24 protein-coding genes are annotated in these 22,608 nt (G+C 39.7%); 22 read left to right on the forward strand and 2 right to left on the reverse strand.

Translation table 11 applies throughout. From position 1 onward, the window contains the following. Positions 1-20: 20 nt before the first annotated feature. The 4 genes from MKY20_RS11960 to MKY20_RS11975 are packed head-to-tail and all read left to right on the forward strand — an operon-like array spanning position 21 to position 4,437. Positions 21-1,232 (forward strand): HpcH/HpaI aldolase/citrate lyase family protein, encoded by a 1,212-nt coding sequence (locus tag MKY20_RS11960; protein WP_341001190.1) that lies wholly within the window; start codon positions 21-23, stop codon positions 1,230-1,232. Next, on the forward strand, positions 1,162-2,535 hold the full coding sequence (locus MKY20_RS11965; RefSeq protein ID WP_341001192.1) for a phosphoribosyltransferase family protein: 1,374 nt from the start codon (positions 1,162-1,164) through the stop codon (positions 2,533-2,535). The genes MKY20_RS11960 and MKY20_RS11965 overlap by 71 nt, the downstream gene beginning before the upstream one ends. Continuing rightward, positions 2,528-3,634 (forward strand): cysteine protease StiP family protein, encoded by a 1,107-nt coding sequence (locus MKY20_RS11970; RefSeq protein WP_341001194.1) that lies wholly within the window; start codon positions 2,528-2,530, stop codon positions 3,632-3,634. The genes MKY20_RS11965 and MKY20_RS11970 overlap by 8 nt, the downstream gene beginning before the upstream one ends. Next, entirely contained in the window at positions 3,634-4,437 is an 804-nt protein-coding gene (locus MKY20_RS11975) for an HAD family hydrolase (RefSeq protein ID WP_341001195.1), read from the forward strand. Before MKY20_RS11970 ends, MKY20_RS11975 begins: the two co-directional genes overlap by 1 nt. Here the strand turns inward: MKY20_RS11975 and MKY20_RS11980 are convergent. Next, the gene (locus tag MKY20_RS11980; protein ID WP_217034202.1) at positions 4,434-4,682 is read right to left on the reverse strand and encodes a hypothetical protein; all 249 of its coding nucleotides are present in this window, start codon (positions 4,680-4,682) and stop codon (positions 4,434-4,436) included. The genes MKY20_RS11975 and MKY20_RS11980 overlap by 4 nt on opposite strands. A 293-nt stretch (positions 4,683-4,975) precedes the next feature. Between MKY20_RS11980 and MKY20_RS11985 the strand changes: the two genes are divergently transcribed. The 7 genes from MKY20_RS11985 to MKY20_RS12015 all read left to right on the forward strand — a co-directional run bounded on the left by MKY20_RS11985 (position 4,976) and on the right by MKY20_RS12015 (position 11,538). Further along, entirely contained in the window at positions 4,976-6,613 is a 1,638-nt protein-coding gene (locus tag MKY20_RS11985) for a YceG family protein (protein ID WP_445293101.1), read from the forward strand. Between the two features lie 2 nt (positions 6,614-6,615). After that, positions 6,616-7,722: a toxic anion resistance protein gene (locus MKY20_RS11990; protein ID WP_341001198.1), complete on the forward strand. Its 1,107-nt coding sequence runs from the start codon at positions 6,616-6,618 to the stop codon at positions 7,720-7,722. A 52-nt stretch (positions 7,723-7,774) separates the two neighbouring features. Beyond that, the gene (locus tag MKY20_RS11995; protein WP_019379717.1) at positions 7,775-8,386 is read left to right on the forward strand and encodes a TerD family protein; all 612 of its coding nucleotides are present in this window, start codon (positions 7,775-7,777) and stop codon (positions 8,384-8,386) included. A gap of 232 nt (positions 8,387-8,618) precedes the next feature. Then, the gene (locus tag MKY20_RS12000; RefSeq protein ID WP_019379716.1) at positions 8,619-9,320 is read left to right on the forward strand and encodes an anthrax toxin lethal factor-related metalloendopeptidase; all 702 of its coding nucleotides are present in this window, start codon (positions 8,619-8,621) and stop codon (positions 9,318-9,320) included. Between the two features lie 91 nt (positions 9,321-9,411). Further along, on the forward strand, positions 9,412-10,206 hold the full coding sequence (locus MKY20_RS12005) for a thymidylate synthase (protein WP_341001200.1): 795 nt from the start codon (positions 9,412-9,414) through the stop codon (positions 10,204-10,206). After that, complete coding sequence (locus tag MKY20_RS12010) at positions 10,203-10,688, forward strand: dihydrofolate reductase (RefSeq protein WP_009332621.1); 486 nt, start codon at positions 10,203-10,205, stop codon at positions 10,686-10,688. The genes MKY20_RS12005 and MKY20_RS12010 overlap by 4 nt, the downstream gene beginning before the upstream one ends. 118 nt (positions 10,689-10,806) lie before the next feature. Next, entirely contained in the window at positions 10,807-11,538 is a 732-nt protein-coding gene (locus tag MKY20_RS12015) for a lysophospholipid acyltransferase family protein (protein WP_251175470.1), read from the forward strand. A gap of 53 nt (positions 11,539-11,591) precedes the next feature. On the opposite strand, the gene MKY20_RS12020 is transcribed toward MKY20_RS12015, so the two are convergent. Further along, a complete protein-coding gene (locus MKY20_RS12020; RefSeq protein WP_009332619.1) occupies positions 11,592-11,828 on the reverse strand; it encodes a hypothetical protein in 237 nt (78 codons plus the stop codon). 173 nt (positions 11,829-12,001) lie between these two features. Between MKY20_RS12020 and ilvA the strand changes: the two genes are divergently transcribed. The 11 genes from ilvA (at position 12,002) to MKY20_RS12075 (ending at position 22,564) form a co-directional block, all read left to right on the forward strand. Further along, on the forward strand, positions 12,002-13,270 hold the full coding sequence (gene ilvA, locus MKY20_RS12025; protein ID WP_009332618.1) for a threonine ammonia-lyase IlvA: 1,269 nt from the start codon (positions 12,002-12,004) through the stop codon (positions 13,268-13,270). A 145-nt stretch (positions 13,271-13,415) separates the two neighbouring features. After that, the gene (locus MKY20_RS12030; protein ID WP_009332617.1) at positions 13,416-13,613 is read left to right on the forward strand and encodes a twin-arginine translocase TatA/TatE family subunit; all 198 of its coding nucleotides are present in this window, start codon (positions 13,416-13,418) and stop codon (positions 13,611-13,613) included. A 97-nt stretch (positions 13,614-13,710) separates the two neighbouring features. Next, complete coding sequence (tatC, locus tag MKY20_RS12035) at positions 13,711-14,448, forward strand: twin-arginine translocase subunit TatC (protein WP_009332616.1); 738 nt, start codon at positions 13,711-13,713, stop codon at positions 14,446-14,448. Positions 14,449-14,537: 89 nt separating this feature from the next. Further along, complete coding sequence (locus MKY20_RS12040; protein WP_019379714.1) at positions 14,538-14,789, forward strand: DUF2535 family protein; 252 nt, start codon at positions 14,538-14,540, stop codon at positions 14,787-14,789. 142 nt (positions 14,790-14,931) lie between these two features. Continuing rightward, positions 14,932-15,777 (forward strand): DegV family protein, encoded by an 846-nt coding sequence (locus MKY20_RS12045; protein WP_009332614.1) that lies wholly within the window; start codon positions 14,932-14,934, stop codon positions 15,775-15,777. Between the two features lie 249 nt (positions 15,778-16,026). Continuing rightward, on the forward strand, positions 16,027-17,643 hold the full coding sequence (locus MKY20_RS12050) for a sensor histidine kinase (protein ID WP_026041551.1): 1,617 nt from the start codon (positions 16,027-16,029) through the stop codon (positions 17,641-17,643). A gap of 83 nt (positions 17,644-17,726) precedes the next feature. Next, positions 17,727-18,707: a nucleoside hydrolase gene (locus MKY20_RS12055; RefSeq protein ID WP_019379713.1), complete on the forward strand. Its 981-nt coding sequence runs from the start codon at positions 17,727-17,729 to the stop codon at positions 18,705-18,707. A gap of 158 nt (positions 18,708-18,865) precedes the next feature. Then, positions 18,866-19,447, forward strand: a complete 582-nt coding sequence (locus MKY20_RS12060) for an SCO family protein (protein WP_009332611.1) — start codon at positions 18,866-18,868, stop codon at positions 19,445-19,447. A 109-nt stretch (positions 19,448-19,556) separates the two neighbouring features. Further along, the gene (locus MKY20_RS12065) at positions 19,557-20,915 is read left to right on the forward strand and encodes an IS1182 family transposase (protein ID WP_251266574.1); all 1,359 of its coding nucleotides are present in this window, start codon (positions 19,557-19,559) and stop codon (positions 20,913-20,915) included. Positions 20,916-21,153: 238 nt separating this feature from the next. Then, positions 21,154-21,993: an SGNH/GDSL hydrolase family protein gene (locus MKY20_RS12070; RefSeq protein WP_034296459.1), complete on the forward strand. Its 840-nt coding sequence runs from the start codon at positions 21,154-21,156 to the stop codon at positions 21,991-21,993. Beyond that, positions 21,983-22,564, forward strand: a complete 582-nt coding sequence (locus MKY20_RS12075; RefSeq protein ID WP_009332609.1) for a YpmS family protein — start codon at positions 21,983-21,985, stop codon at positions 22,562-22,564. The genes MKY20_RS12070 and MKY20_RS12075 overlap by 11 nt, the downstream gene beginning before the upstream one ends. Positions 22,565-22,608: the final 44 nt, after the last annotated feature.

The raw sequence follows: 22,608 nt of genomic DNA on the forward strand, positions 1-22,608 counted from the left end.
GAAGGAATGGAGCTGCAAAAATGAGACTATTTTCCGATCTCCCGGATAAAAAATTAAATCAGGTATTTTACAAAAAGCCGGGCCATTTTAACAAGAGGTCAGGCAGGGATCTTTTAGCATATGCACTTGGAGCAACTTTGTATATGCCGGCTACAAGGCCTAATATTCATCAGGATCTGCTCTCAAAAAAGCATGCAGGCCTTACATCCATGGTCATATGCCTTGAAGATGCAATTGGTGATGATGAAGTGGAACAGGCAGAAGACCTGCTGTCTTTGGAATTGGAGAATTTGAGCTCGGACCTTGCGAAGGGGCTTTGTGACGAAGAAGATCTCCCTTTGCTCTTCGTGCGTATCAGAAGCTATGAACAGCTTATTAGACTCAAAAACAGAATCCCCAATGGCATGCATCTTCTCACTGGTTTTGTCCTGCCAAAGTTCTCTCCGGCTGAAGGATGCAAAATTTTAGCTGAAATTAAAAAGCTTAATTCTTATGGTTATTGTTTATATGCCATGCCGATTCTGGAAACTAAAGAAATCATTCAAAAAGAAACAAGGCTTGATGAATTAATCGGCATTAAGAAGGTTTTGGACCAGCATTCTGAACTGATTTTGAATGTGCGGATTGGTGCCACTGATTTTAGCGGGCTATATGGAATTCGCAGAAACTCAGATACTACTGTATATGATATTGCTGTTATCAGAGATTGTATCTCAGATATCATTAATATATTTTTGCGTTCCGATCAGCCATATGTCATCTCAGGCCCGGTATGGGAATACTTCTCCTCAAAGGAGCGTCTTCTGAAGCCTCAAATCAGGCAGACTCCATTCAGGGAACGTCTTGGGCAGGATGGGCTCAAAATGAGGACGGACTTGATTGACCGGCATATGGACGGATTAATTAGAGAAATCGCGATGGATATATCAAATGGCTTAACTGGAAAAACCATTATCCATCCAACCCATATCAGGCCCGTACAGGCATTGAATACTGTCACCCTTGAAGAGTATTTGGATGCACAGAGCATCGCCGGTCAGGCCGGCGGAAAAATAGGGGTTATGAAAAGCGATTACCAAAACAAAATGAATGAAATTAAACCCCATTTATATTGGGCTAAAAAAATATTATTAAAATCAGAAGTATACGGGGTGCTGCAGGATGAGATCACATACATTGACCTACTCAAAAACGAAATATTCAATTCAGATACTCAACTCATTAACCGTTGATATTCAGATAACCGATAACCCTTATGAGCTTGCGCCTGAAGATTTGTTTGTCATGGCCGCAAGAATAAATAAAAAAAGATCCTTTTTATTTGTCAGCAAAGTACTCGGAAAACATATTCCGATTAATCCGCAAATCGGACTCCTGACAGGGGAACTGCTTGCAAGCCGTTATATGGAAAAGGTAAAGAACGTAGACACAGGAAAGGCCGCTGAGCTTCTATCTGCTTTTAAAAACGGCTCAGGCGTCATAAACAGCAGCCCTTTTATTCATGAAGAACATAACCCTGTCATTATCGGTTTTGCCGAAACAGCAACGGCACTTGGGCATGCTTTCTTTCAATCATTTAAACGTGCCGATTACTTTCACACAACAAGAGAGCAGCTGATTGATAGGAATTCTGTCATAACATTTGAAGAAGAACATTCCCATGCTACTTCCCACAGGTGTTACACAAATGAAAGCCTTTTGGATAATAAGAGAGAGATCATTCTTGTTGATGATGAAATGACAACAGGAAAAACAGCTATTAATATCATCCGATCCATTCATGAACGATTTCCCAGAAAGATTTATACAGTCGTCTCCATTCTGGATTGGCGTTCCCTAAAAAACCAGATTCTGTTTGATGATCTTGAAAAAGAATTGGGCATTATTATTCACAGTGTGTCTCTTCTAAAAGGGGAGATCGACGTTAAGGGTTCCCCTGAAGTGCATGAAAGTCAGTCATCGGATGAACTGAAAGGAAATGATGGGCTAATTTCCTATATTCATATAAATAATGAATTCCCTGAACTATTAAGCCCGGTGAATGAGCCTTCTGCTGCTCTAAGGGGTGAAGTCAAAACTATTCCTTATTTAAAAGATTCTGGCCGTTTCGGGCTGGATGCAAAACGCCAAGCCAGATTAAGTGTGTCATTAGCTGAGATCGGCCAATACCTATCAGGTAAACGGGATGGCAGGAATACGCTATGTCTTGGAACAGGGGAGTTTATGTATATCCCTATGAAACTTGCCTCATTAATGGGGGAAGGCGTAAAATTCCACTCAACAACACGCAGTCCCATATTTGTAAGTAGTGATAATGAATATGGAGCCAAATACGGCATTTCCTTTCAAAACCCTGAAAACCCTGAAATGGCACAATTTGTTTATAACATTCCAGAGGACTATTATGAAGAACTATTCCTATTTTTCGAAAGAGAGCCGGAAAAAGATTCACTTATGCCTTTTATCAATCAATTAAAGAAATATATAAAGAATATAAAAATAGTTTGCTTTAATGGGGGTGAAACAAATGAATAGAATTGCGGAAAAATTTGGTTCATATAGTAAAGATGACGTTGTATTTTTACTGAAGGATTTAAGCAGATATTCACTTGAAGGATCCATTGAGCAAAGGGAAAAAAACATTCAGTCCGGTCAGCATTATAGTGAAACACTTCCTATTGAATACCAGCCTCCTGAAAATTACCTTTCCCTGTTTTGGGAAACACTTGATGAATACAAACGAAAAACAGCATTGTCCACAGGAGTGGTTTCTGAACAAATTTGGAAGAAAAAAGGAGAAAATGCGGTTTTAGTTTCCCTGGCCAGAGCAGGGACGCCTGTCGGTATTCTAATAAAACGGTATCTTTATGAAGTATATGGAGTAAGATTGCCGCATTACAGCATTTCCATTATCAGGGACCGGGGGATCGACGAAAATGCGATAAAGCATATCTTAAACTCACATCCTGGCTGCAATATTCAGTTTGTGGATGGATGGACAGGCAAAGGGGCTATTTCTGTTGAATTAACCAAGGCCAGCAGACAATTCCATGAACATTATGGTGTTCTTCTCGATGACACTTTGGCTGTTCTTGCAGATCCAGGATTTTGCACAACACTTTATGGAACAAGGGAGGACTTTCTGATTCCAAGTGCCTGCCTCAATTCTACTGTTTCAGGATTGGTCAGCAGAACAGTATTAAATGAATCCTTAATTGGGCCGGAAGATTACCATGGCGCCAAATACTATAGGGAGCTGGAGGAAGCAGATGTTTCAAACCATTATCTCTCAGCGATTACAGAAGAGTTCTCGGCTATTAAACAGGAAGCAGCTGAACTTGCGGCCAAGATTATGGAAAACCCTGGGGAAGCATGTTTTAAAGGAATGAAAGAAGTTCAGAGAATACAAGAGGAATTTAAAATTGAATCTATTAACTTTGTAAAGCCGGGAGTCGGAGAAACCACCAGGGTTCTTCTGAGAAGGCTTCCATGGAAAATTCTGATGAGAGACCCTAAAAGCCCATATGTTCGCCATATTGTGATGCTTGCCCGGGAGAGAAATGTCGAGATTATTCATTATCCTGATATGAGCTACACATGCTGTGGATTAATTAAAAAGACGGGAGAAGAATAATGAGGATGTTTGCTTCAGACCTGGACAGGACATTGATCTACTCAAATAAAGCACTAGCTGATTTTGGTCAGACAGGAGAAAAAAATTTAATTGGGGTTGAGCGTAAAGATGGCAGGGAAGTGGCCTTTATGACGAACGAGGCGCTCTTGATGCTGAAAAGGGTATCCGCTCAAATGCTCTTTGTGCCTGTTACAACGAGAACTTACGAACAATATAAGCGCATTTTAATTTTTCAGGATGACCAACTTAATATTCCGTACACTGTCACATCGAATGGCGCAAATATCCATTATCATGGAAAGCCTCTTGAGGAGTGGTCCGGCATAGTACGAAAGCGTCTAAAGGCAGAGTGTGCATTGCTTGAGGAAATGATGGACAGATCACAATCTCTGGAACTGAACGGAAAAATAAAAACCGCTGAAAATCTTTTCTTTTACTATATTCTGAATGAACATATTACAACAGCAGCCAAAGAGGAAATAGTAAGGCTGACTGAGTCTTATGGGTGGAGAATATCCCTTCAGGGGAGAAAACTGTATTTTATGCCGAATCCCATCTGTAAAGGCGAGGCAGTAAAATTTATTAAGAATCGGGAAGAAATAAAAATTGTTTTCGGAGCAGGTGATTCAGTTCTGGACCATGATTTCTTAAAGTTCTGCGATTTCCCATATGTCCCAAACCATGGTGAGCTGGCAGCTAATCCAGCCCTCTCACATCCTTACTTGATTTCTAATAATATAGGGGCAGCAGCCGGGGAAGAAATTCTTAATGATGTTTTAAATAATATTAAAGAAAGAGTTTAGTCCGGCTGGTCCCTCAGCCATTTTTTTAAAGCGATAAATAAACAGATGCAAAACGTATAGCATCCTGTAAAGATTAAGCTGCTGATGGCAATAGACTGGTAACTAACAAAAGTGAAGACTGCAAGGATTAATGACAAGAAAAAGATGTCTGTAAAAACAAAAGAACTGGAACATAAAATATTCCTGATCATATCCAGATCATGATCAATCCCCTGATATCTCACTCTTCGAAAAAGCAGCCTCATACTGATTCACCTTCCTTTCACAGAGTACTCCAATTTATGCGGGGACAGGAATAATGGTGAAAAAGTTCATTTGAGGTTATTCAGCTATGAAAATACGGCTGAAATGAAACTTTCTTCCTGTTAAATCGTAAAGAAAGTTAACCATTTTAGAAATAGGCTGTATTCCTATGATATGATGGTAATAAGTTTACATATTTTTTCCCGTGTCATTATCCGGGAACTGAAACGCCATTTTTGAATGAAATGATAAGAATGCATCTTTCGCTCATAGAGGGAAGGGATATAAATTGAACTTGTCGTACAGTCAAATTAAAAATCACATTATAAAGATTACACATGAGAATTGGACCTCACACTTAACAAAGCCTAATCACGAGCGTGTCAGTTACAGAGAGGAACAGCAAACTTTGCATATTGGCCAGATGGTTGCCAGGTTTCTCGGAGTTCCGCTTGATGAAGATGAATATTATAATCGTCTTTTTGACCTTATTCACACAGAGAATGCAGGGCTGCTTCTTTTGAGTGAAGAACATCTGGATAAAACCATTAATAATCAGCAGTTCCAGGCGATACAAAAAGTCCTGAACATTAACCAGGAACAGGATTTATCCATAAACCGCTTTGCTGCTTTCCTTGATGGGGAACAGCTGCTGCTTAAATCATCCTCACCTTCTATGCACAGGAAGATTAGAGAAGCGATGATCAGTATGCTGAAACTTTTTTCTGAACATGAACCAGCCGGATTAAAAAACCAGGATATCCGAAGAGTGCTTGTAGATGTGATTAAGTGGTCCACTAACCATTTGGGCACAGAACTTAAAGATATTGACCCTAAAAGGGCCATGCCAAAAATCCTATGGTACGGTAATGGGAAAAAGAGTCATTTTTATTTTTTGTATTACTTAATTCAAATCGGGTGCGATATTCTTTATTTTTCTCCTTCAGGGGAAGATCTTCCGGCAAAAATGGGGCCGGTTGGTCAGGAATCTTTTGTCCATCATTACCCTGAAAAGAAAAAGCCAGAGCCTTTTCCGCAAGAAAAGAGAAGAAGGAGTGCTACAGTTGCCTATAGAGCATCCAGGGAAATAGAAACCATCCTTAACCATGAGGGATCAGGACTTTATAAGCCTTGGCAGCTGCGGGATTATACTCCTTCCTCTGTTACTTTGAAAACCACTTATGATGAGCTCTTTATTTTAATTAAAGAGAAAGCCATGATCCGCCCAAACTTCGAGGTGAAAGAAGGAAGGGTCATGATACCTTCCGTATTTTCAAAAATCCAGGGTGTAAGCAGGAACCGCAAGGAATACTGGGATCGAATACATACAATCAGCCAGTATGATGAAAGTTTGCTGATAAGGAGATTTCCTTTTACAAATAGCGTCAACAATGATTTTCGGTTCCATTATCGGAATGCACTTGACAGGGAAGGAAAGCTTGATCCTGAAAAAATCATTGCAGGGCACTATTGGAGGTATCAGCAGCTTCCTGGCGGCCTGCAAAATGGAATTGCAATGGCGATTAGAAATATGTGTGAACGTCCGCGTATAAAGCCGCTTTCCGGTGAAGCGGAAGATGAATTGAAGATTTATCTATTTAGCCAAAGCCTGCAAATTCCGCCGAGCATTCTAAAATTAATGCAGCAATTTGATTATTCGCAGGAAGTCCCTAAAATTATCCTCTATAACAACGAGCTGAACGGGACGATGGTAAGATCGGATGCCGCTCTTCTTTTGCTGCTTAATCAGTTTGGACTGGATATTGTATTGTATAATCCGCCGGGCCATAACGACATTGAAAACTTCATTGAGGAAGATTTATATGATGTCCATTGGCTTGAGGATGTTGTTTTTGAACAGGAATTTAAGGAACCATCTTTTCTAAAGAAGGTTCTCTTTCAAGGAATATTAAAAAATTTAAAGGGTGATTGAAAATGAATCCGACTAACGCAACAGATTTGAATTTAACAGCCCAGGTGCAGGATGACAAATTAACCGAAAATAAGGTATCAGAAATTAAGCTTGCTTTAAGGCAGGAGCCTGAGGTGCAAAATTTGGCCAGGTCCATCGATGAGAAGGACCAAATTCAAATACTTGAATTCGGTAAAGAGCCTGCAGTCCAGATTTCCCGCTTTTCCGATCAGATACTGAGCAACATGAGAACAACCAGGGTTGAAGATTCAGGTGAGCTTTTAAAGCAGCTCGGCAGAATTATGGATAAATTTGACAAGAAGGATTTCGAGCAGGGATCAAAAGGGATCTTTGGCAAGCTTTTCAAGCGCGGTGAAAAGATGATTGAAAAGCTTTTCGGGAAATATCAGACAATGGGCGCGGAAATTGATAAGGTTTATGTTGAAATTTCCAAATACCAAAGTGAAATGGTTGATTCCACATCCATGCTTGAACAAATGTATGAGCAAAATTATCAGTACTATCTGACGCTCGAAAAATATGCTGTGGCAGGACAGCTGAAAGCCGACGATTTAAAAGCCCATCAGCTTCCTCAGCTGGAAGAAAGGGCGGCCCAGGGGGATCAAATGGCTTCGATGCAGCTGGATACGTTAAGAAATGCCATCGAACTGCTGGAGCAAAGAGTCTATGATCTTGAAATGGCTAAAATGGTTGCCCTTCAAACTGCACCGCAAATCCGGCTGCTGCAGCGAGGCAATACTAAGCTGATCGGGAAGATTAATTCTGCATTCGTTACTACGATTCCAATTTTTAAGAATGGCCTGATTCAGGCAGTGGCAGCAAAGAGACAAAAACTTGTTGCAGATTCAATGAGCGAGCTGGACAGACGAACAAATGAAATGCTTGTGCGCAATGCCCAGAATATTTCTAATCAAAGCGCTGATATCGCAAGATTGGCAGGCGGTCCGAGCATTAAGATAGAAACCATTGAGGAATCCTGGAATATCATCATGAAAGGTATGCAGGAGACAAAATCAATAGAAGAAGAAAACAAGCGTTTACGGCAAGAAGGAACCAGGAGACTGGAACAGCTGCAGGACAATTTTAAAAAAATGAAGCAGCAGGGTTAGGCAGCTGCTCATTTTAAAATAATATATAAATAATTGATGAGGTGGAATTGATATGGCAATAAATCTTCAAAAAGGCCAGCGTGTTGACTTAACTAAAGGAAATCCCGGATTATCTAAAATTATGGTAGGATTAGGCTGGGATCCAGTACAAAAAAGCGGAGGCGGCGGTCTTCTGGGATCTTTATTCGGAGGCGGCGGCGGTGCAAATATCGACTGCGATGCTTCTGTTATCATGCTTGGTGAAAATGGAAAGCTTAAGAGTAATAAAGATGTTATATATTTCGGTAATTTAAAAAGCAGCGATGGAAGTGTACAGCATTCCGGGGACAATCTTACCGGAGCGGGAGATGGAGACGACGAGCAGGTAATGGTTGATTTAAGCAGAGTGCCGGCACACGTTCACAAAATGGTTTTTGTTGTAAATATCTATGATAGTGTAAAAAGAAAGCAGCATTTTGGCATGATTCAGAATGCATTCATCCGTGTCGTTAACTCTGGAAATAATCAAGAATTGATTAAATATAATCTTACAGATGATTACAGCGGAAAAACTAGTTTAATTGTCGGTGAGATTTATCGCCATGGAGGCGATTGGAAGTTTGCTGCAGTTGGCACTGGAACGGCTTCTCCAGGCCTATCAGATGTTGTGCGTTCATATTCTTAATAAAGATATTCATTGGCAGGGCCCGAATTTATTCGGGCCCTTTTTGAATTTTCATTTAATTTTCCCATCATTTGTTTCCTTCAACTTCTTCATTCGTATGTTATAATTTTAATAGATTAACAGAACGGTTAAAAATTTTTTCTCCATTCAGGCAGTTCCACAGCTTAGACACTTCAAAGAGCTCTGTTGCCCGTAAATTATACATCTTAGATTAGCAGAAGGGGCTTTTAAAATGCGCAAAATGGCACTGACATTTACAATCATGATGGTTTCCCTTGCACTGCTGGGGAACTCTCAGGCTGCCATGGGCGGGATCAAACTAAAAGATTATCCGAATTCCTCCCAGCTTAAAGAGTTTCTCAGTTTAAAATCTCCACGACAGCTTGGCGGCATTTTTATATTGCCGCTCGAACCTTTTGATGAGGGGGAGGCTGCAGAAATGATTTCCCGGGTGGATAATCTGCCAGCCTCCCTGCTGACCAAAATAGAGGATGAAGATATCAGGGTGAAATTATTCGTAGGAAAGCTTACTGATAATCCTACAGCCCAGCACCTTGAAGGGGTAATTCCCCGCGGCTATACAGGGGGTACCACTTGGGACGATGTCCCGGGGATTGGCGGGGCAAAAACAGTCCTTGTTAAAATAGGCTACAGTGAGAAGGGGAAAGGCCATGGATCCATTAACCTGGAACTTCATGAACTTGCCCATTCTGTTGATCGCTATGTTTACAATGGCATCCGATTTAATCAGAAGTTTCTCTCTGTCTGGAAAGCTGAGAAAGCTAAATTGTTCCCGGGTCAAAACTATTTTCTATCCTTCCCTGAAGAATATTTCGCTGAGGCTTTTGCCATGTATTTTGCAGGCGGGGAATCCAGGAAATCATTAAGTGTGAATGCTCCGAAGACCTATGATTTTATAAACAAATTAAACTAATTTCATCGTATTCTCTTAATTTTTATCCGATGTGAAATTTACGGAAATTCGTGTACAATAGCAATGAGTATTTAAAAAAGGTTGGGTTGAAATGAAACAATATTTGGATCTATGCAAGCATGTTTTGGAGAATGGGACAAAGAAAGAAGACCGCACTGGTACAGGGACAATAAGTACATTTGGCTATCAGATGCGCTTTAACCTGCAGGAAGGCTTCCCATTGGTTACAACAAAGAAATTGCATTTAAAATCCATTATCCATGAGCTGTTATGGTTTTTAAACGGTGATACCAATGTAAAATACCTTCAGGAGAATGGTGTGCGAATCTGGAATGAATGGGCTGACGAGGAAGGCAATCTTGGGCCGGTATATGGTCATCAATGGAGATCATGGACAGGTGCCGATGGAAAAACAGTTGATCAGATTAGCAGCCTGATTGACCAGATTAAAACAAATCCTGATTCCCGCCGGCTGATAGTAAATGCCTGGAACGCAGGAGAGATAGAAAAAATGGCTTTGCCGCCTTGCCACTGCATGTTCCAGTTTTATGCAGCAGATGGAAAGCTTTCCTGCCAGCTTTATCAGAGATCTGCGGATGTTTTTCTCGGGGTTCCGTTTAATATTGCTTCCTATGCTTTACTGACTATGATGGTTGCACAGGTGTGCGATCTGGAGCCTGGTGAATTCGTACATACTTTCGGAGATGTGCATATTTACCAGAATCATATTGACCAGGTAAACCTCCAGCTGAGCCGTGATCCCCGGCCGCTTCCAAAAATGATCATTAATCCGGATGTGAAAGATATTTTCAGCTTTAAGTTTGATGATTTCCAGCTGGAAGACTATAATCCCCACCCTCATATTAAAGGAGTTGTCAGTGTATGATTTCTTTAATGTGGGCAATGGATGAGAATCGAGTGATCGGCAAGGATAATAAACTTCCCTGGCATCTGCCTGAGGATTTAAAGTTCTTTAAAAGAACTACGATGGGACATCCGATTGCCATGGGACGAAAAACCTGGGATTCAATCGGAAGACCTCTGCCGGGGAGAGAGAATATTGTTATTACCCGGAATAAATCCTTTTCCTGTGAAGGATGCACAGTTGTAAATACGGTTGAAGAGCTTCTGAAGTACAGCGGTGTAAAGGAAGATGAAATCTTCGTCATTGGCGGTGCCGAGATTTTTAAAGCCATCCTTCCTGCAGCAGATCGTCTCTATTTGACTATGATTTATGACCAATTTGCAGGAGACACATACTTTCCGGAATTAGACATGTCAGAATGGGATCTCCTTTCAAGGGAGAAGGGCACCAGGGATGAAAAAAATCCATATGATTTTGAATTCCTCATTTATAAAAGAAAATAATCTTAAAAGCAGCTCGCTCCGGCGGGCTGCTTTGTTTTTATCATTTATTCTGTAAACATATAGTGAAAGGAACCTGATTATTATATAATGTAAACCATCCCAAGATCTGGAGGTCATTATGCTTCGATTAATAATCTTTTTTCTGTATATGGGCGGATATTTGGTTTATAGCCTGCCTGCACTAACCCGAATGAGGAAACTGAATGCTGCGCTCCCTGTTGAGGAACGAGACCGCATTATCCATAATGTGCCGCAGAAGTGGTCCAGGACAATTATGAAAATCTCAGGCTCTCAAGTGAAAGTTAAGGGGCAGGAATTGATTCCGGGCGGACCTGTTGTCATTGTTTGCAACCATGAAGGGGATTTTGATATTCCAGTCCTTCTTGCATCTATTGATAAACCTTTTGGTTTTATTTCAAAAGTTGAAGTTAAGAAAGCACCCATTATCTCTTCATGGATGGAAGTCATGAACTGTGTTTTTATTGATCGCAGCAATCGCAGCAAGGCTGTCAATTCTTTAAAGGATGCTGCATTACTATTAAGGCAGGGGCACTCTCTCCTGATTTTTCCGGAAGGAACCAGAAGCAAGGGCGGTCAGGTAGCGCCTTTTAAGGTGGGCGGATTCAGGCTTGCACAGGATGCAGGTGTTCCGATTGTGCCAATTTCCATTAAAGGGACAGCTGATGTGTTTGAAAAGAATGGGAGGCTCATAAAGCCGGCTAAAATAGAAATCCAGGTGTGTAAGCCTGTGAATTCCAGGATCGTTCAAAATATGGAAGCAAAGTTTCTTGCGCAGGAAGTAAGAGAAATAATCTGCAGCAGCCTTACAGGCAAGAAGATCGCGTCATAAGAAGAAGGCCCCTTTCAGTCAGGGGCCTTATTTAAATTATGCGGTTAATTAAATTAGAAATTGGGATTCACTAAATAATCTGTCATTTTCTGAATCATTCCGTGGTATTCTTTGGGATCGCAAAACTCTTCTGCTGTAAAGTTGGTTTTCACCCATTGTATTAATTCGTCAGCACTGTTGAAGTACTCTCCGCTCGTGTCGCTTTTCCGAATCATATACCTGCCGTTATCTTCATCCAATGTTACTTCTACAGGCAAAGCGCTATCCAGACTGCATAAAGAAAACTCCATTCCGGCACCCCTTTGAGATATAAATTAGCTTTTGCTTATTATATGTCAGTTTCAGCGATTTCTATCCTTAAAATAATTCGAAAAATGTAAATTTTAAAAAAAACCCGATTGAAATCATGATTTGTCATGGTATAATGTACAAATTAATAACTTGTAAAGAAGAGGGTGGCAAAATGGAACAGAAGGTAATGACAAAAAAATGGGTGCAGTTGGAAGATATTTTGATTGCATACCAGCAGCTAAAGGATATTGTTGCCCATACACCTTTACAGAAAAATGAACGTCTATCAGAAAAGTATGGGTGCAATGTCTATCTGAAAAGAGAAGATCTTCAGCATGTCCGCTCATTTAAATTAAGAGGTGCCTACTATAAAGTTAAATCTTTAACTGCGGTGGAGCTGGAAAATGGTGTTGTCTGTGCAAGTGCTGGGAACCATGCACAGGGAGTTGCCTATGCATGCAGGCATCTTGGCGTCCAGGGAAAAATTTTTATGCCGGCAACCACACCGAGACAAAAAGTAAGTCAGGTGGAGCTGTTTGGGAGGGACTCAGTGGAAATCATTCTCGTAGGAGATACCTTTGATGATTCCTATTACGAAGCTCTTAAATGTGCAGAGGCGGAAAGCAGGGCATTTATTCACCCATTTGATGATCAAATGGTGATTGCAGGACAAGGGACAGTAGCGGTGGAAATCCTTAACGACTGTGAAGAGCCTGCAGATTTTGTTTTTGCGAGTATTGGCGGAGGCGGATTAATGGCCGGACTGAGCACTTACATAAAAAGTATATCACCGGAAACACAGATGATTGGAGTAGAACCGGCAGGAGCACCATCGATGAGTGAATCTATCAGGGCTCAAGCAGTAGCGCCTCTCGAGGAAATTGATAAGTTCGTAGATGGAGCGGCAGTAAAATGTGTCGGTGAAAAAACCTATGAAATCTGCAATGAGCTTGTTGATGATATTTTCATGGTGCCTGAAGGGAAAGTGTGTACGACGATCCTTGAATTATATAATGAGCATGCGATTGTGGCTGAGCCTGCAGGTGCGCTGCCAATAGCCGCACTTGATATGTGCAGGGAGCAAATTAAAGGAAAGAATGTCGTATGTGTGATCAGCGGCGGCAATAATGATATTGGACGAATGCAGGAAATAAAAGAGAGGTCCTTGCTTTATGAAGGCCTGCTTTACCACTTTATTGTGAATTTCCCTCAGCGTGCCGGAGCATTAAGAGAGTTTCTTGACGAGGTTCTTGGCCCGGCAGACGATATTACACGTTTTGAGTACACGAAGAAAAATAATAAAGAAAATGGTCCAGCCCTTGTGGGAATTGAGTTAAAGCATAAAGAGGACTATAGTGACCTCATTTTAAGAATGAATAAAAAAGGATTTTCATACAAAGAGATAAACAAAGACAGTAACCTTTTTCATCTGCTGGTATAAGCACCCGGATGACTTGGCAGCTTCATATTATTTACTATGATTTGTGACTGAAATATGAATTTTGATGATATCTGTGACATTTCCTTTGAAAAGTACTATAATCGTATTAGATTCAGATGGGAAGTACTTAAAAGGAGATGTGAATATGCTTTCAAATATTGGTGTTCCGGGATTAATTTTAATCCTTGTTTTAGCGTTAATCATATTCGGACCAAAAAAACTGCCGGAAATTGGCCGTGCTTTTGGTGAAACACTTAGAGAATTCAAAAAATCCACCCGTGATTTAACGAGTGACGTAATGGAAGAATTTGAACAGGATTCTAAGAAAAAAACGGTTAAATAAGGTGTAAGGATATACTTCTTGCACCTTTTTGTTTTGGTTTCAGATACAGCAGGCTGGGCCATAGCCTGGTTTTTTATAAAATTAGCAGGAGAATTATATGGAAGAAAAAGAGTTAAATTTAGTCGAACATCTAGATGAATTAAGAAAAAGACTCATTATAACGGCATCAGCATTTATCCTGTTTTTTATTGCAGGCTTTGTTTTTGTGGAGGATATTTATAAATGGCTGGTAAGAGACCTGGACGTCAAATTGATTGTCCTGGGTCCAAGTGATATTATCTGGGTTTACTTTATGCTTGCTACGGTCATTGCAGTTGCAGGAACAATTCCCGTTCTGGCTTTGCAGATTTGGCTTTTTGTCAAGCCTGCCCTGACAGCCGCTGAGCGGAAGATTTCTCTTTCTTATGTGCCGGCGCTTTTTATATTGTTCATTATTGGTCTTTGCTTTGGCTATTTTGTCATTTTCCCCACAGTATTGAGTTTTCTTGTTGAATTGGGTGGAGAAATGTTTGAGGCTAATTTCACTGCGGATAAATATTTCCGCTTTGTCCTAAATATGACTTTGCCTTTTGGAGTTTTGTTTGAACTCCCTGTAGTCATCATGTTCCTGACTTCGCTTGGAATCATTAATCCTTATGTGCTTACTAAAATCAGGAAGTATGCTTATTTTGTCCTTGTCGTGATTTCAGTTGTTATATCACCTCCTGACTTCATGTCTGATATTCTTGTCACTATTCCATTGCTTCTGCTTTATGAAATAAGCATCAACTTATCTAAAATTGTTTACAAAAGAAAGCTGAAAAAGGCAGAGAATTCAGGAGAGGCATCTTCTTAAAAAAATTAATCAGATAGCATAATCAGACACATTTCGAGCCGTATTTGGGGTATAATATAAACAAACGGGTGAAAAAGAGGATTGATATTTTGCTATTTAAAAGCCTAGAGTTCAAAAATGCTGTTGGACAGAAGGTAAAAATTATTGAAATTCCTGTATTGGCAAAAGATAGCCCTTATTATTTTATGATCCAAGTCCGTTTGAAAACTTTTATTGCGGCCACTAACGCCAATGAGAAAACACTTAAGAACCATTCATTTAGAGAATATCTAAAGCGAGTTTTAAAGTGGCCCGTCTATGAAGAGATTTTTAAGACTCCAGAATTAAAAAATAACGCTTAACAACTTTGATGCCGGCAGCCAGCCGGTATTTTTTTGGCCACTTGAGGAGGAGAAATACAGGCTTTATATTTATCGCTTTATTTGTATTTTGCTTAAATGTATAATATGAACTAATTGTTAATCCAGGGGAAGTGAAAGCATAATGGCTAAAATTAAAATTGTAACAGATTCTACAGCTGACCTATCCAGCGAATTGATTGAAAAATTCGATATTGAAGTTGTCCCGCTATCTATTCACATAGAAGGTAATACATACTTGGACCGGGTTGATATTACTCCATCTGAATTCATGAGAAAAATGAAAGAAGCGGACGAGTTGCCTAAAAGCTCCCAGCCTCCTGCAGGAGTATTAGCTGAGGTGTATGACAGGTTTGGTGACCAAGGCTATGATATTCTCTCTATTCATATGACTGGCGGAATGAGCGGTACTGTTCAATCAGCAGAAAGTGCAGCAGCTATGTCACATGCAAATGTTACAGTGGTTGATTCAAGATATATATCCAAAGCACTGGCTTTTCAAGTATTGGAGGCTGCAAAAATGGCCAGCGAAGGGAAAAGTATTCAGGAAATTGTCAGCCGGCTGGAAACCATTCGCAGTAATACTAAATTATTTGTAGTAGTAGATACGCTGGAAAATCTTGTGAAAGGCGGAAGAATCGGCAAAGGCAAGGCCATGATCGGGTCCTTGCTGAATATAAAACCAATTGCCTCGCTTGAAGGCGGTGTATACACACCAGTTGCCAAAGTAAGAAGCCATACCCAGGTGGCCAAGTATTTGGCCAAGCAATTTGCAGAGGATATCAAAGGGAAAACAATAAAAGGTGTAGGCCTTGTCCATGCAGAAGGCATTGAGTTAGCTTCTAAACTGAAGAAAATGATTGAAGAGCTGGATGCTGCTGCAGAAATTGAAATCGAAGAAACAACTCCAATTATCAGTACACATACGGGACCAGGAGCAATTGGATTTATGTATCATCTGGAAGATTAATAAAACGGACGCATGGCTATCAGGCTATGCGTTTTTTTGCAGTTTAGGAATTTATAAAATATAACGATGTGAATAACTTTGATGAAAAATTATCTGCATCCAGCTCCTACCCGATCAAGGGCCTTCCGTTTTTGACCAGGATATAAATGCTGCACTTTTAAAACTTTGGCGTTTTTAGAGGATTTCAGCAGAATTTTGCCGAAAAAGGTTAGATAGCTACTTAGAATATAAGGAATCGGTGACTGCTATATGAAGGATCAAATAAAAAATCTGCCTTTGTTCAGAAAAGTACTGTTATTCTCCTTCCTCATTTCTATCTTTGTCACAGTTTTTACAGCAGGCATCAGCTTTATGGTTGAAACCCGGCATCTGGAGAAGCAGCTTACAGATAGAGTGACTGACATGGCTTCTCTTTGGAGCTCTGTTATAGAGTACAAAGATGTTGAAAAAGTAAAGGAATATCAGGATCCGTCCGATCCGGCTTATAAAAGGCTGCAACATGTTATTTCATTGGTAAATGAAAAGGCAGCCTATTCAAATGCTTCACTGCTGATGCCGGAAAAAAGTGATGATAACTCGGTAAAGTTATTAGTAACTTCCAAAAGCTCTAAAGAAATGGGCCTGGAATCATTTTCATTTTATTCGGCAAGTGACGATTTTATAGATGGTTTAACGGAAGCTGTGCAGAAGAGAAGTACTGCATCCAGTAAGGTTTATCAGGATCAGTTTGGCACCTGGATTTCTGCCTTTTCACCTATTGTGGACTCTAAAGGAAATATTATTGCCATATTATGTATCGATATTGATGCTGCTGTGCTGAAATCGATTCAAAGAGATTTAGCCCTTTATTTATCAGGCTTATTTTTAATCATTATCTTTTTAGTATATTTTGTTTTGAAACGGGGTCTTAAAAAAGTATTAGAGCCAATTAATGATATTATTTCAGGTTTTAAAGAAGTCAGCAGCGGTAACTTTAACGTAAAGTTAAAGCCTTCTAATCAAGCAGATTTAGGCATTCTTTCAGAGAGATTTAACTTTATGACCACCCGGCTGGCTATCCTTTTTGAAAGACTGTCTGCCACTTCCGAGCAATTTGGGACAGTGCCAAGGAATACTCCCTCTTCACATCGCTTTGAAGAAGCAATAGGGGAAATGGAGCATATCATGGAAAGGACAAAGATTCTTAAAGAGCTGCAAAGAGCTGAAAAGATGAACGCAATTGGCCAGCTTGCTGCTTCGGTGGCACATGAAATCAGAAACCCAATGACGGTAGTAAAAGGATTTCTACAAATTTTTTTGGCTAAGGAAGAAATGACCGAAGAAGAAAAAATGTACATAAAGCTTATGATTGATGAGATGGATAGGGCGGAAACAATCATAAATGATTATTTATCCCTTGCCAAACCTGATATAGAACAAGTAGAGGCAATTAATGCCGGAGAACTTGCTGCCGGTGTAATTGATCTAATGAACTCTTATGCCATGATGTCAAAAAATATATCTGTTGCTTCCGAGATATCTGAAGGTATATGGATACAAGGGAATGCCAGTGAGTTAAAGCAGGTTTTGATCAATATTTATAAAAACGGCATTGAAGCCATGAAAAATGGGGGCTGTTTGTCACTTTCGGTATCCACTGAAGGTATATATGGTGTTTTTGAAATTTCTGATACCGGGATTGGTATGACAAGAGAAGAAATGGATAGATTGGGAACCGCTTTTTATTCTTTGAAAGAAAAGGGAACTGGGATGGGCCTGCTGGTATGCTACCAAATTGTCGACCGGATGAAGGGACGTATTGAGGTTAATAGTGAAAAAGGAAAAGGAACGGTATTCCGGATATTCATTCCGCTGGCAATTGATTAGATTTATAGAGCTTTATCCTGTAATTGAAAATATTTGCCATTCTTGTTTATCCCCCGAATAAAATGAATTATGGGGGTGTAGGGTTGAAGAAAAAAAATGTCCTTTTATTCAGTGACTTTGGAATAGATGATTTTGTTGCGGTGATCTTTGCCTTTTTCTCAGAAGAAATCAATATCGTGGGGATTGTTGCTGATTATGGAAATGTATCAAGGGAAGATGCCATCCGAAATGCTGCATACCTGCAAGAAGTAACTGGACACAAGGAAATTCCTGTATTCAGCGGAGCTGTTTTGCCATTAACCGGGGAAGTTCCGGTGTATTATCCTGACGTCCACGGTATAGAGGGACTCGGCCCGATTGTGCCGAATCTGGAGAATTCCAATGACATATTTGAAAATTTTGATGATTTCAAAGGCCTGATCCAGAAGTATGAAAATGATATAATTATAGTAAATGTAGGCAGGCTTTCATCACTGGCTGCGGCATTTATTCTTTACCCTGGACTCATGAGTAAAGTCAGTGACTTTTACATAATGGGAGGGGCATTTAATGTTCCTGGCAATGTGACTCCGGTAGCTGAAGCAAATTTTTATGGTGATCCATATGCGGCCAATGTCGTGTTTGCGAATGCACCGAAGAAAATTCATATTCTTCCTTTGGATGTAACGATGTCTGCAATCATTACACCAGCTGTTGTCGACGCCCTTGATGCTTATTATCAGTCTGTACAAAATAAAGTAGGCTTGCTTATTAAGCCTATGGTTGATTATTATTTTCATTTTTATAAAGGAACCTCCCCTGGCATAAGCGGCAGTCCCCTGCACGATTTGTTAACCTTTTGGGCAATGCTAGAAGAAGCTGAAATTCAATATATGGAAGTCCCGGTAAAAATAATTGTCAACAGAGGGGAGGCGTTCGGCCAGAGCATTGGAGATTTTAGGAATGCACCTCCTGAAGATAAGATGAAATACCGGATTCATCGGATTGCTGTACAATTTAATTATTCAAGTTTTATCAGGAAATTTTATGAGATAATGACCAATCATAAAACGAAAACACCCTAAAAGGAAAAATGTGTTTATGCGGATGCTTCCGGCTTATCCCGCTATTTCTTAAAAAAGAGGCAAAAGCTTCTATTCACAAGTTTGTCACAAGTACTTCTTTCTTCTTTCAAGAATATTTGCTAAAATTAGCATCGTAACTAATTAAAGCAGGTGAATGTATGAGAAAAAGAGTTTTTGCCATTATCGTTTCAGTTTTTATGCTTTTAGTCCTTTCAGCATGTGGACAGAGTGGCATAAAGGATGCGTTAAACTGGGAACTTGCAGATTTTAAGTATACAAATCAGGACAATCAGGAAATTGGTTTAAAGGATCTTGAAGGCAAGGTATGGGTTGCGGACTTTATTTTTACTAACTGTGAAGATGTATGTATGCCAATGACAGCTAATATGAAGAAGCTTCAGGATTTGGCTAAGAAGGAAGGCATTAAAAATATCGAATTTGTTTCTTTCAGTGTTGACCCCAAGGTTGATACACCGGAGGTATTAAAGGAATTTGCATCAACATACAATGCAGATTTCACCAATTGGCATTTTCTGACCGGCTATTCCCAGGAAGAAATTGAAAAGTATGCTATGGAATATTTCAAAGCCATTGTGAAAAAGCCGCAAACAGGCGATCAGGTTATCCATGGAACTGATTTTTACCTTGTTGACCAGAACGGCAATGTAATGAAATATTATACCGGTCTTAATGAAATTCCATTAGATGAAATAATGAATGATATTAAAGCCTTGCAATAGACCTTGGAAAAGGTCTATTCAGACTGTCGACAAACTCGATGAAAATCGTGCTTGTCTGCAGTCTTTTTTATTTTAAAATAGAAGTAATACAAAGCTTGAGGTGATTTAAATGCTTTCAAAACATAATCCAATTCAACGGGATCAAATTGAAATGGTTGCTTTAGACGAACTTGTACCGGCGGACCATTTGGTCCGCAAAATTGAAGCGGCGATTAATTTCTCATTCATCTATGACTTGGTAAAAGATAAGTATTCAGAAAAAGGCCGCCCAAGTATTGACCCTGTAATATTAATTAAACTCACATTTATTCAATATACCTTCGGTATTCGCTCCATGCGTCAAACAATTGAAGAATTGAAAACGAATATGGCTTATCGATGGTTTTTAGGATATGGCTTTCACGATAAAGTTCCTCACTTCTCAACTTTCGGTAAAAATTATGAGCGCCGATTTAAAGACAGCGATCTCTTTGAACAAATATTTTACCGAATCTTAAAAACCGCAGCTGAAAAGAATTTAATTAGTGCTGAACACGTTTTTGTAGATTCTACTCATGTAAAAGCGAGTGCAAATAAACGCAAATTTGAAAAGAAAGTTGTTCGAAAAGAAACCCGTGCTTATCAAGAACGCCTTCAAGAGGAGATTAACCAAGACCGCGAGGATCATGGAAAAAAGCCGTTTCCACCTGATAAGTTTGATAAAGAAGAATACAAAGAAATCAAGGAAAGTACAACAGATCCAGAGAGTGGCTACTATGTAAAAGATGAGCGTACAAAACAGTTCGCTTATTCTTTCCATGCGGCTGCAGACCGCAACGGCTTCGTGTTAGGCGCAATTGTAACCCCTGGTAACACGCATGATAGTCATATTTTAGAGCCATTGGTAGAACAAGTCATTGAGAAAGTTAGTAAACCAAAAGCTGTTGCGGCAGACGCAGCCTATAAAACACCTGCTATCACGAGCTACTTATTGAAAAACGACATCACACCTGCTTTACCTTACACACGACCTCGCACAAAAGAGGGTTTCTTCAGAAAACATGAGTATGTTTATGATGAGCATTTTGACTGTTACATTTGCCCAACTGGTGAGATATTAAAATATACTACAACTACAAAGGAAGGCTATCGTCAATATAAATCAGATCCTCGAATTTGTGCTGGATGCCCTTTCTTGTCTCAATGCACACAGAGTCAAGCACATCAAAAACTGATTCAACGTCATGTGTGGGAGGAACATGTGGAAGAAGCAGATCATCTTCGCCACCATCAAGACGTCAAACCGATCTATGAAAAACGCAAAGAAACAATTGAACGAGTATTCGCAGATGCAAAAGAAAAGCATGGCATGCGTTGGACAACCCTCAGGGGACTTAAAAAAATGTCGATGCAGGCGATGCTTACTTTCGCTGCCATGAATTTGAAGAAAATGGCCAACTGGACTTGGCAAGGTCCAGAAATGGCCTAAATGATAACCTCGGAGAGGTCTGCAATTCTCTGTAATTACTTGAAGTCCTACAAAAAATCAAAAAAAGAGTTCGGAATGAGACTATTCCGAACTCTTTTTGTCTACAAACTGAATAGACCTTGGAAAAGGTCTATTTTTCTTTTCAGATAAGCCCGGGAACCTTCCGGGCAAAAGCTAATTCTTTTTAATAGTAAAGTACATGTTATAATATGATTGAATTATATAGGCAGGTGATAGTATGATAAAAAAATTCACCTTCATCTTTTTGATCATGCTTCTTCTCGCCTCCTGCAGTTCCTCAAACAACAGCGAAATCATTCATTCTGAAAAAGAATCTAAACTTGCACTTAAAGAGGAGATTCCCTTCGACTTTTTTCCAAGAAATATTACTGTTGCTGCAGTAGGGGACTCTTTAACCCAGGGGGTTGGAGACAGTACTGAACGCGGAGGCTACGTGCCCTATCTTGAAATGTCACTGGAAAAAGACAAAAGTGTGCAAGACGCTGTTTTTTATAATTTTGGAGTAAGAGGCAATCGTTCCGATCAATTATTGAAAAAGCTAGGGACTGAAGAAGTAAAAGATGTTGTGAAGAGTGCAGACGCGGTTATCATAACCATTGGCGGAAATGATGTGATGAAAGTAGTCCGCGAGAATTTTTCAAACCTAAAGCTGAGAGCTTTTGTTAAGGAAAAGAAAAAATATGAGCAGAATCTGATTGATGTTTTAGATGCGATTAAAGAGGTAAACCCTAATAGTAAAATCATTTTAATAGGATTATATAATCCCTTCTTAAAATGGTTTTCCGAAATAACGGAAATAAATGATATTCTTGAAGATTGGAATGGCACAAGCCAGACAATATTAAAAAAGTATCCGGGAACCTATTTTGTTGAAATAGATGATATTTTCGAAAATACCGATGATAATCTTTTATATACAGACTATTTTCACCCAAATGACAAAGGATATGAATTAATAGCTGACCGAGTTCATCAAATCCTCACAGAAGAAGTTCTGAAAGAAATTCCGTATAAAAGGAAAGCAGAAGGAAATGGAGAGAAGATTATTGAAAGATAGCAAATGGAAAAAGCTGTTTTTTGCGCTGCTGGTCATTAATGCACTCATCTTAATTGTGCTGTTTATTTTTATCAGCATGCCGGCAGATGATGAAGGCTATACAGCGATCACCGAGAATAGTGATAATTATGTTCCTTTTAACATAAAAGCCAATAAAGAAGACTTGAATAGAGTCATTAACCACTATCTTGAAAAAGAAGGACTGACAGGGGCAATAGATTATAAAGTTCTCTTGAATGATGAAGTTGATTTATATGGCACAATCCCTTTTTTCAGCCAGGATTTGCAAATGAAATTATCATTTGAACCAGAAGCCTTGGAGAATGGGGATGTTGTCCTCCAGCAAAAGTCCATATCTGTAGGGCAGCTGAATCTTCCTGTATCACATGTCCTAAAGCTGGTAAAAGACCGCTACAAGGTTCCAGAAGGGGTCACAATCCAGCCGCAGAAAGAACGAATTTATGTGTCGCTGCAGGAGATGAAGCTGAAAAGTGATGTGAAAGTAAAAGTGGATGAATTTAATTTAAAGCAGGATGATATTCGTTTTACCCTTCTTGTGCCGGTTAAATGAGAAAAGGGAATCCTTTCGCAAAGGATTCCTTTTTCTGTTAATGG

The organism is Cytobacillus sp. FSL W8-0315, from assembly GCF_038002905.1.
GTDB classification, from domain to species: Bacteria; Bacillota; Bacilli; order Bacillales; family Cytobacillaceae; genus Cytobacillus; species Cytobacillus pseudoceanisediminis.

Excerpts from the sequence above, each read along its gene's own strand:
- MKY20_RS11960 (WP_341001190.1), top strand. The coding sequence starts at position 21 with ATGAGACTATTTTCCGATCTCCCGGATAAAAAATTAAATCAGGTATTT.
- MKY20_RS11965 (WP_341001192.1), top strand. The coding sequence starts at position 1,162 with ATGAGATCACATACATTGACCTACTCAAAAACGAAATATTCAATTCAG.
- MKY20_RS11970 (WP_341001194.1), top strand. The coding sequence starts at position 2,528 with ATGAATAGAATTGCGGAAAAATTTGGTTCATATAGTAAAGATGACGTT.
- MKY20_RS11975 (WP_341001195.1), top strand. The coding sequence starts at position 3,634 with ATGAGGATGTTTGCTTCAGACCTGGACAGGACATTGATCTACTCAAAT.
- MKY20_RS11980 (WP_217034202.1), bottom strand. The coding sequence starts at position 4,682 with ATGAGGCTGCTTTTTCGAAGAGTGAGATATCAGGGGATTGATCATGAT.
- MKY20_RS11990 (WP_341001198.1), top strand. The coding sequence starts at position 6,616 with ATGAATCCGACTAACGCAACAGATTTGAATTTAACAGCCCAGGTGCAG.
- MKY20_RS11995 (WP_019379717.1), top strand. The coding sequence starts at position 7,775 with ATGGCAATAAATCTTCAAAAAGGCCAGCGTGTTGACTTAACTAAAGGA.
- MKY20_RS12000 (WP_019379716.1), top strand. The coding sequence starts at position 8,619 with ATGCGCAAAATGGCACTGACATTTACAATCATGATGGTTTCCCTTGCA.
- MKY20_RS12005 (WP_341001200.1), top strand. The coding sequence starts at position 9,412 with ATGAAACAATATTTGGATCTATGCAAGCATGTTTTGGAGAATGGGACA.
- MKY20_RS12010 (WP_009332621.1), top strand. The coding sequence starts at position 10,203 with ATGATTTCTTTAATGTGGGCAATGGATGAGAATCGAGTGATCGGCAAG.
- MKY20_RS12015 (WP_251175470.1), top strand. The coding sequence starts at position 10,807 with ATGCTTCGATTAATAATCTTTTTTCTGTATATGGGCGGATATTTGGTT.
- MKY20_RS12020 (WP_009332619.1), bottom strand. The coding sequence starts at position 11,828 with ATGGAGTTTTCTTTATGCAGTCTGGATAGCGCTTTGCCTGTAGAAGTA.
- ilvA (WP_009332618.1), top strand. The coding sequence starts at position 12,002 with ATGGAACAGAAGGTAATGACAAAAAAATGGGTGCAGTTGGAAGATATT.
- MKY20_RS12030 (WP_009332617.1), top strand. The coding sequence starts at position 13,416 with ATGCTTTCAAATATTGGTGTTCCGGGATTAATTTTAATCCTTGTTTTA.
- tatC (WP_009332616.1), top strand. The coding sequence starts at position 13,711 with ATGGAAGAAAAAGAGTTAAATTTAGTCGAACATCTAGATGAATTAAGA.
- MKY20_RS12045 (WP_009332614.1), top strand. The coding sequence starts at position 14,932 with ATGGCTAAAATTAAAATTGTAACAGATTCTACAGCTGACCTATCCAGC.
- MKY20_RS12050 (WP_026041551.1), top strand. The coding sequence starts at position 16,027 with ATGAAGGATCAAATAAAAAATCTGCCTTTGTTCAGAAAAGTACTGTTA.
- MKY20_RS12060 (WP_009332611.1), top strand. The coding sequence starts at position 18,866 with ATGAGAAAAAGAGTTTTTGCCATTATCGTTTCAGTTTTTATGCTTTTA.
- MKY20_RS12065 (WP_251266574.1), top strand. The coding sequence starts at position 19,557 with ATGCTTTCAAAACATAATCCAATTCAACGGGATCAAATTGAAATGGTT.
- MKY20_RS12070 (WP_034296459.1), top strand. The coding sequence starts at position 21,154 with ATGATAAAAAAATTCACCTTCATCTTTTTGATCATGCTTCTTCTCGCC.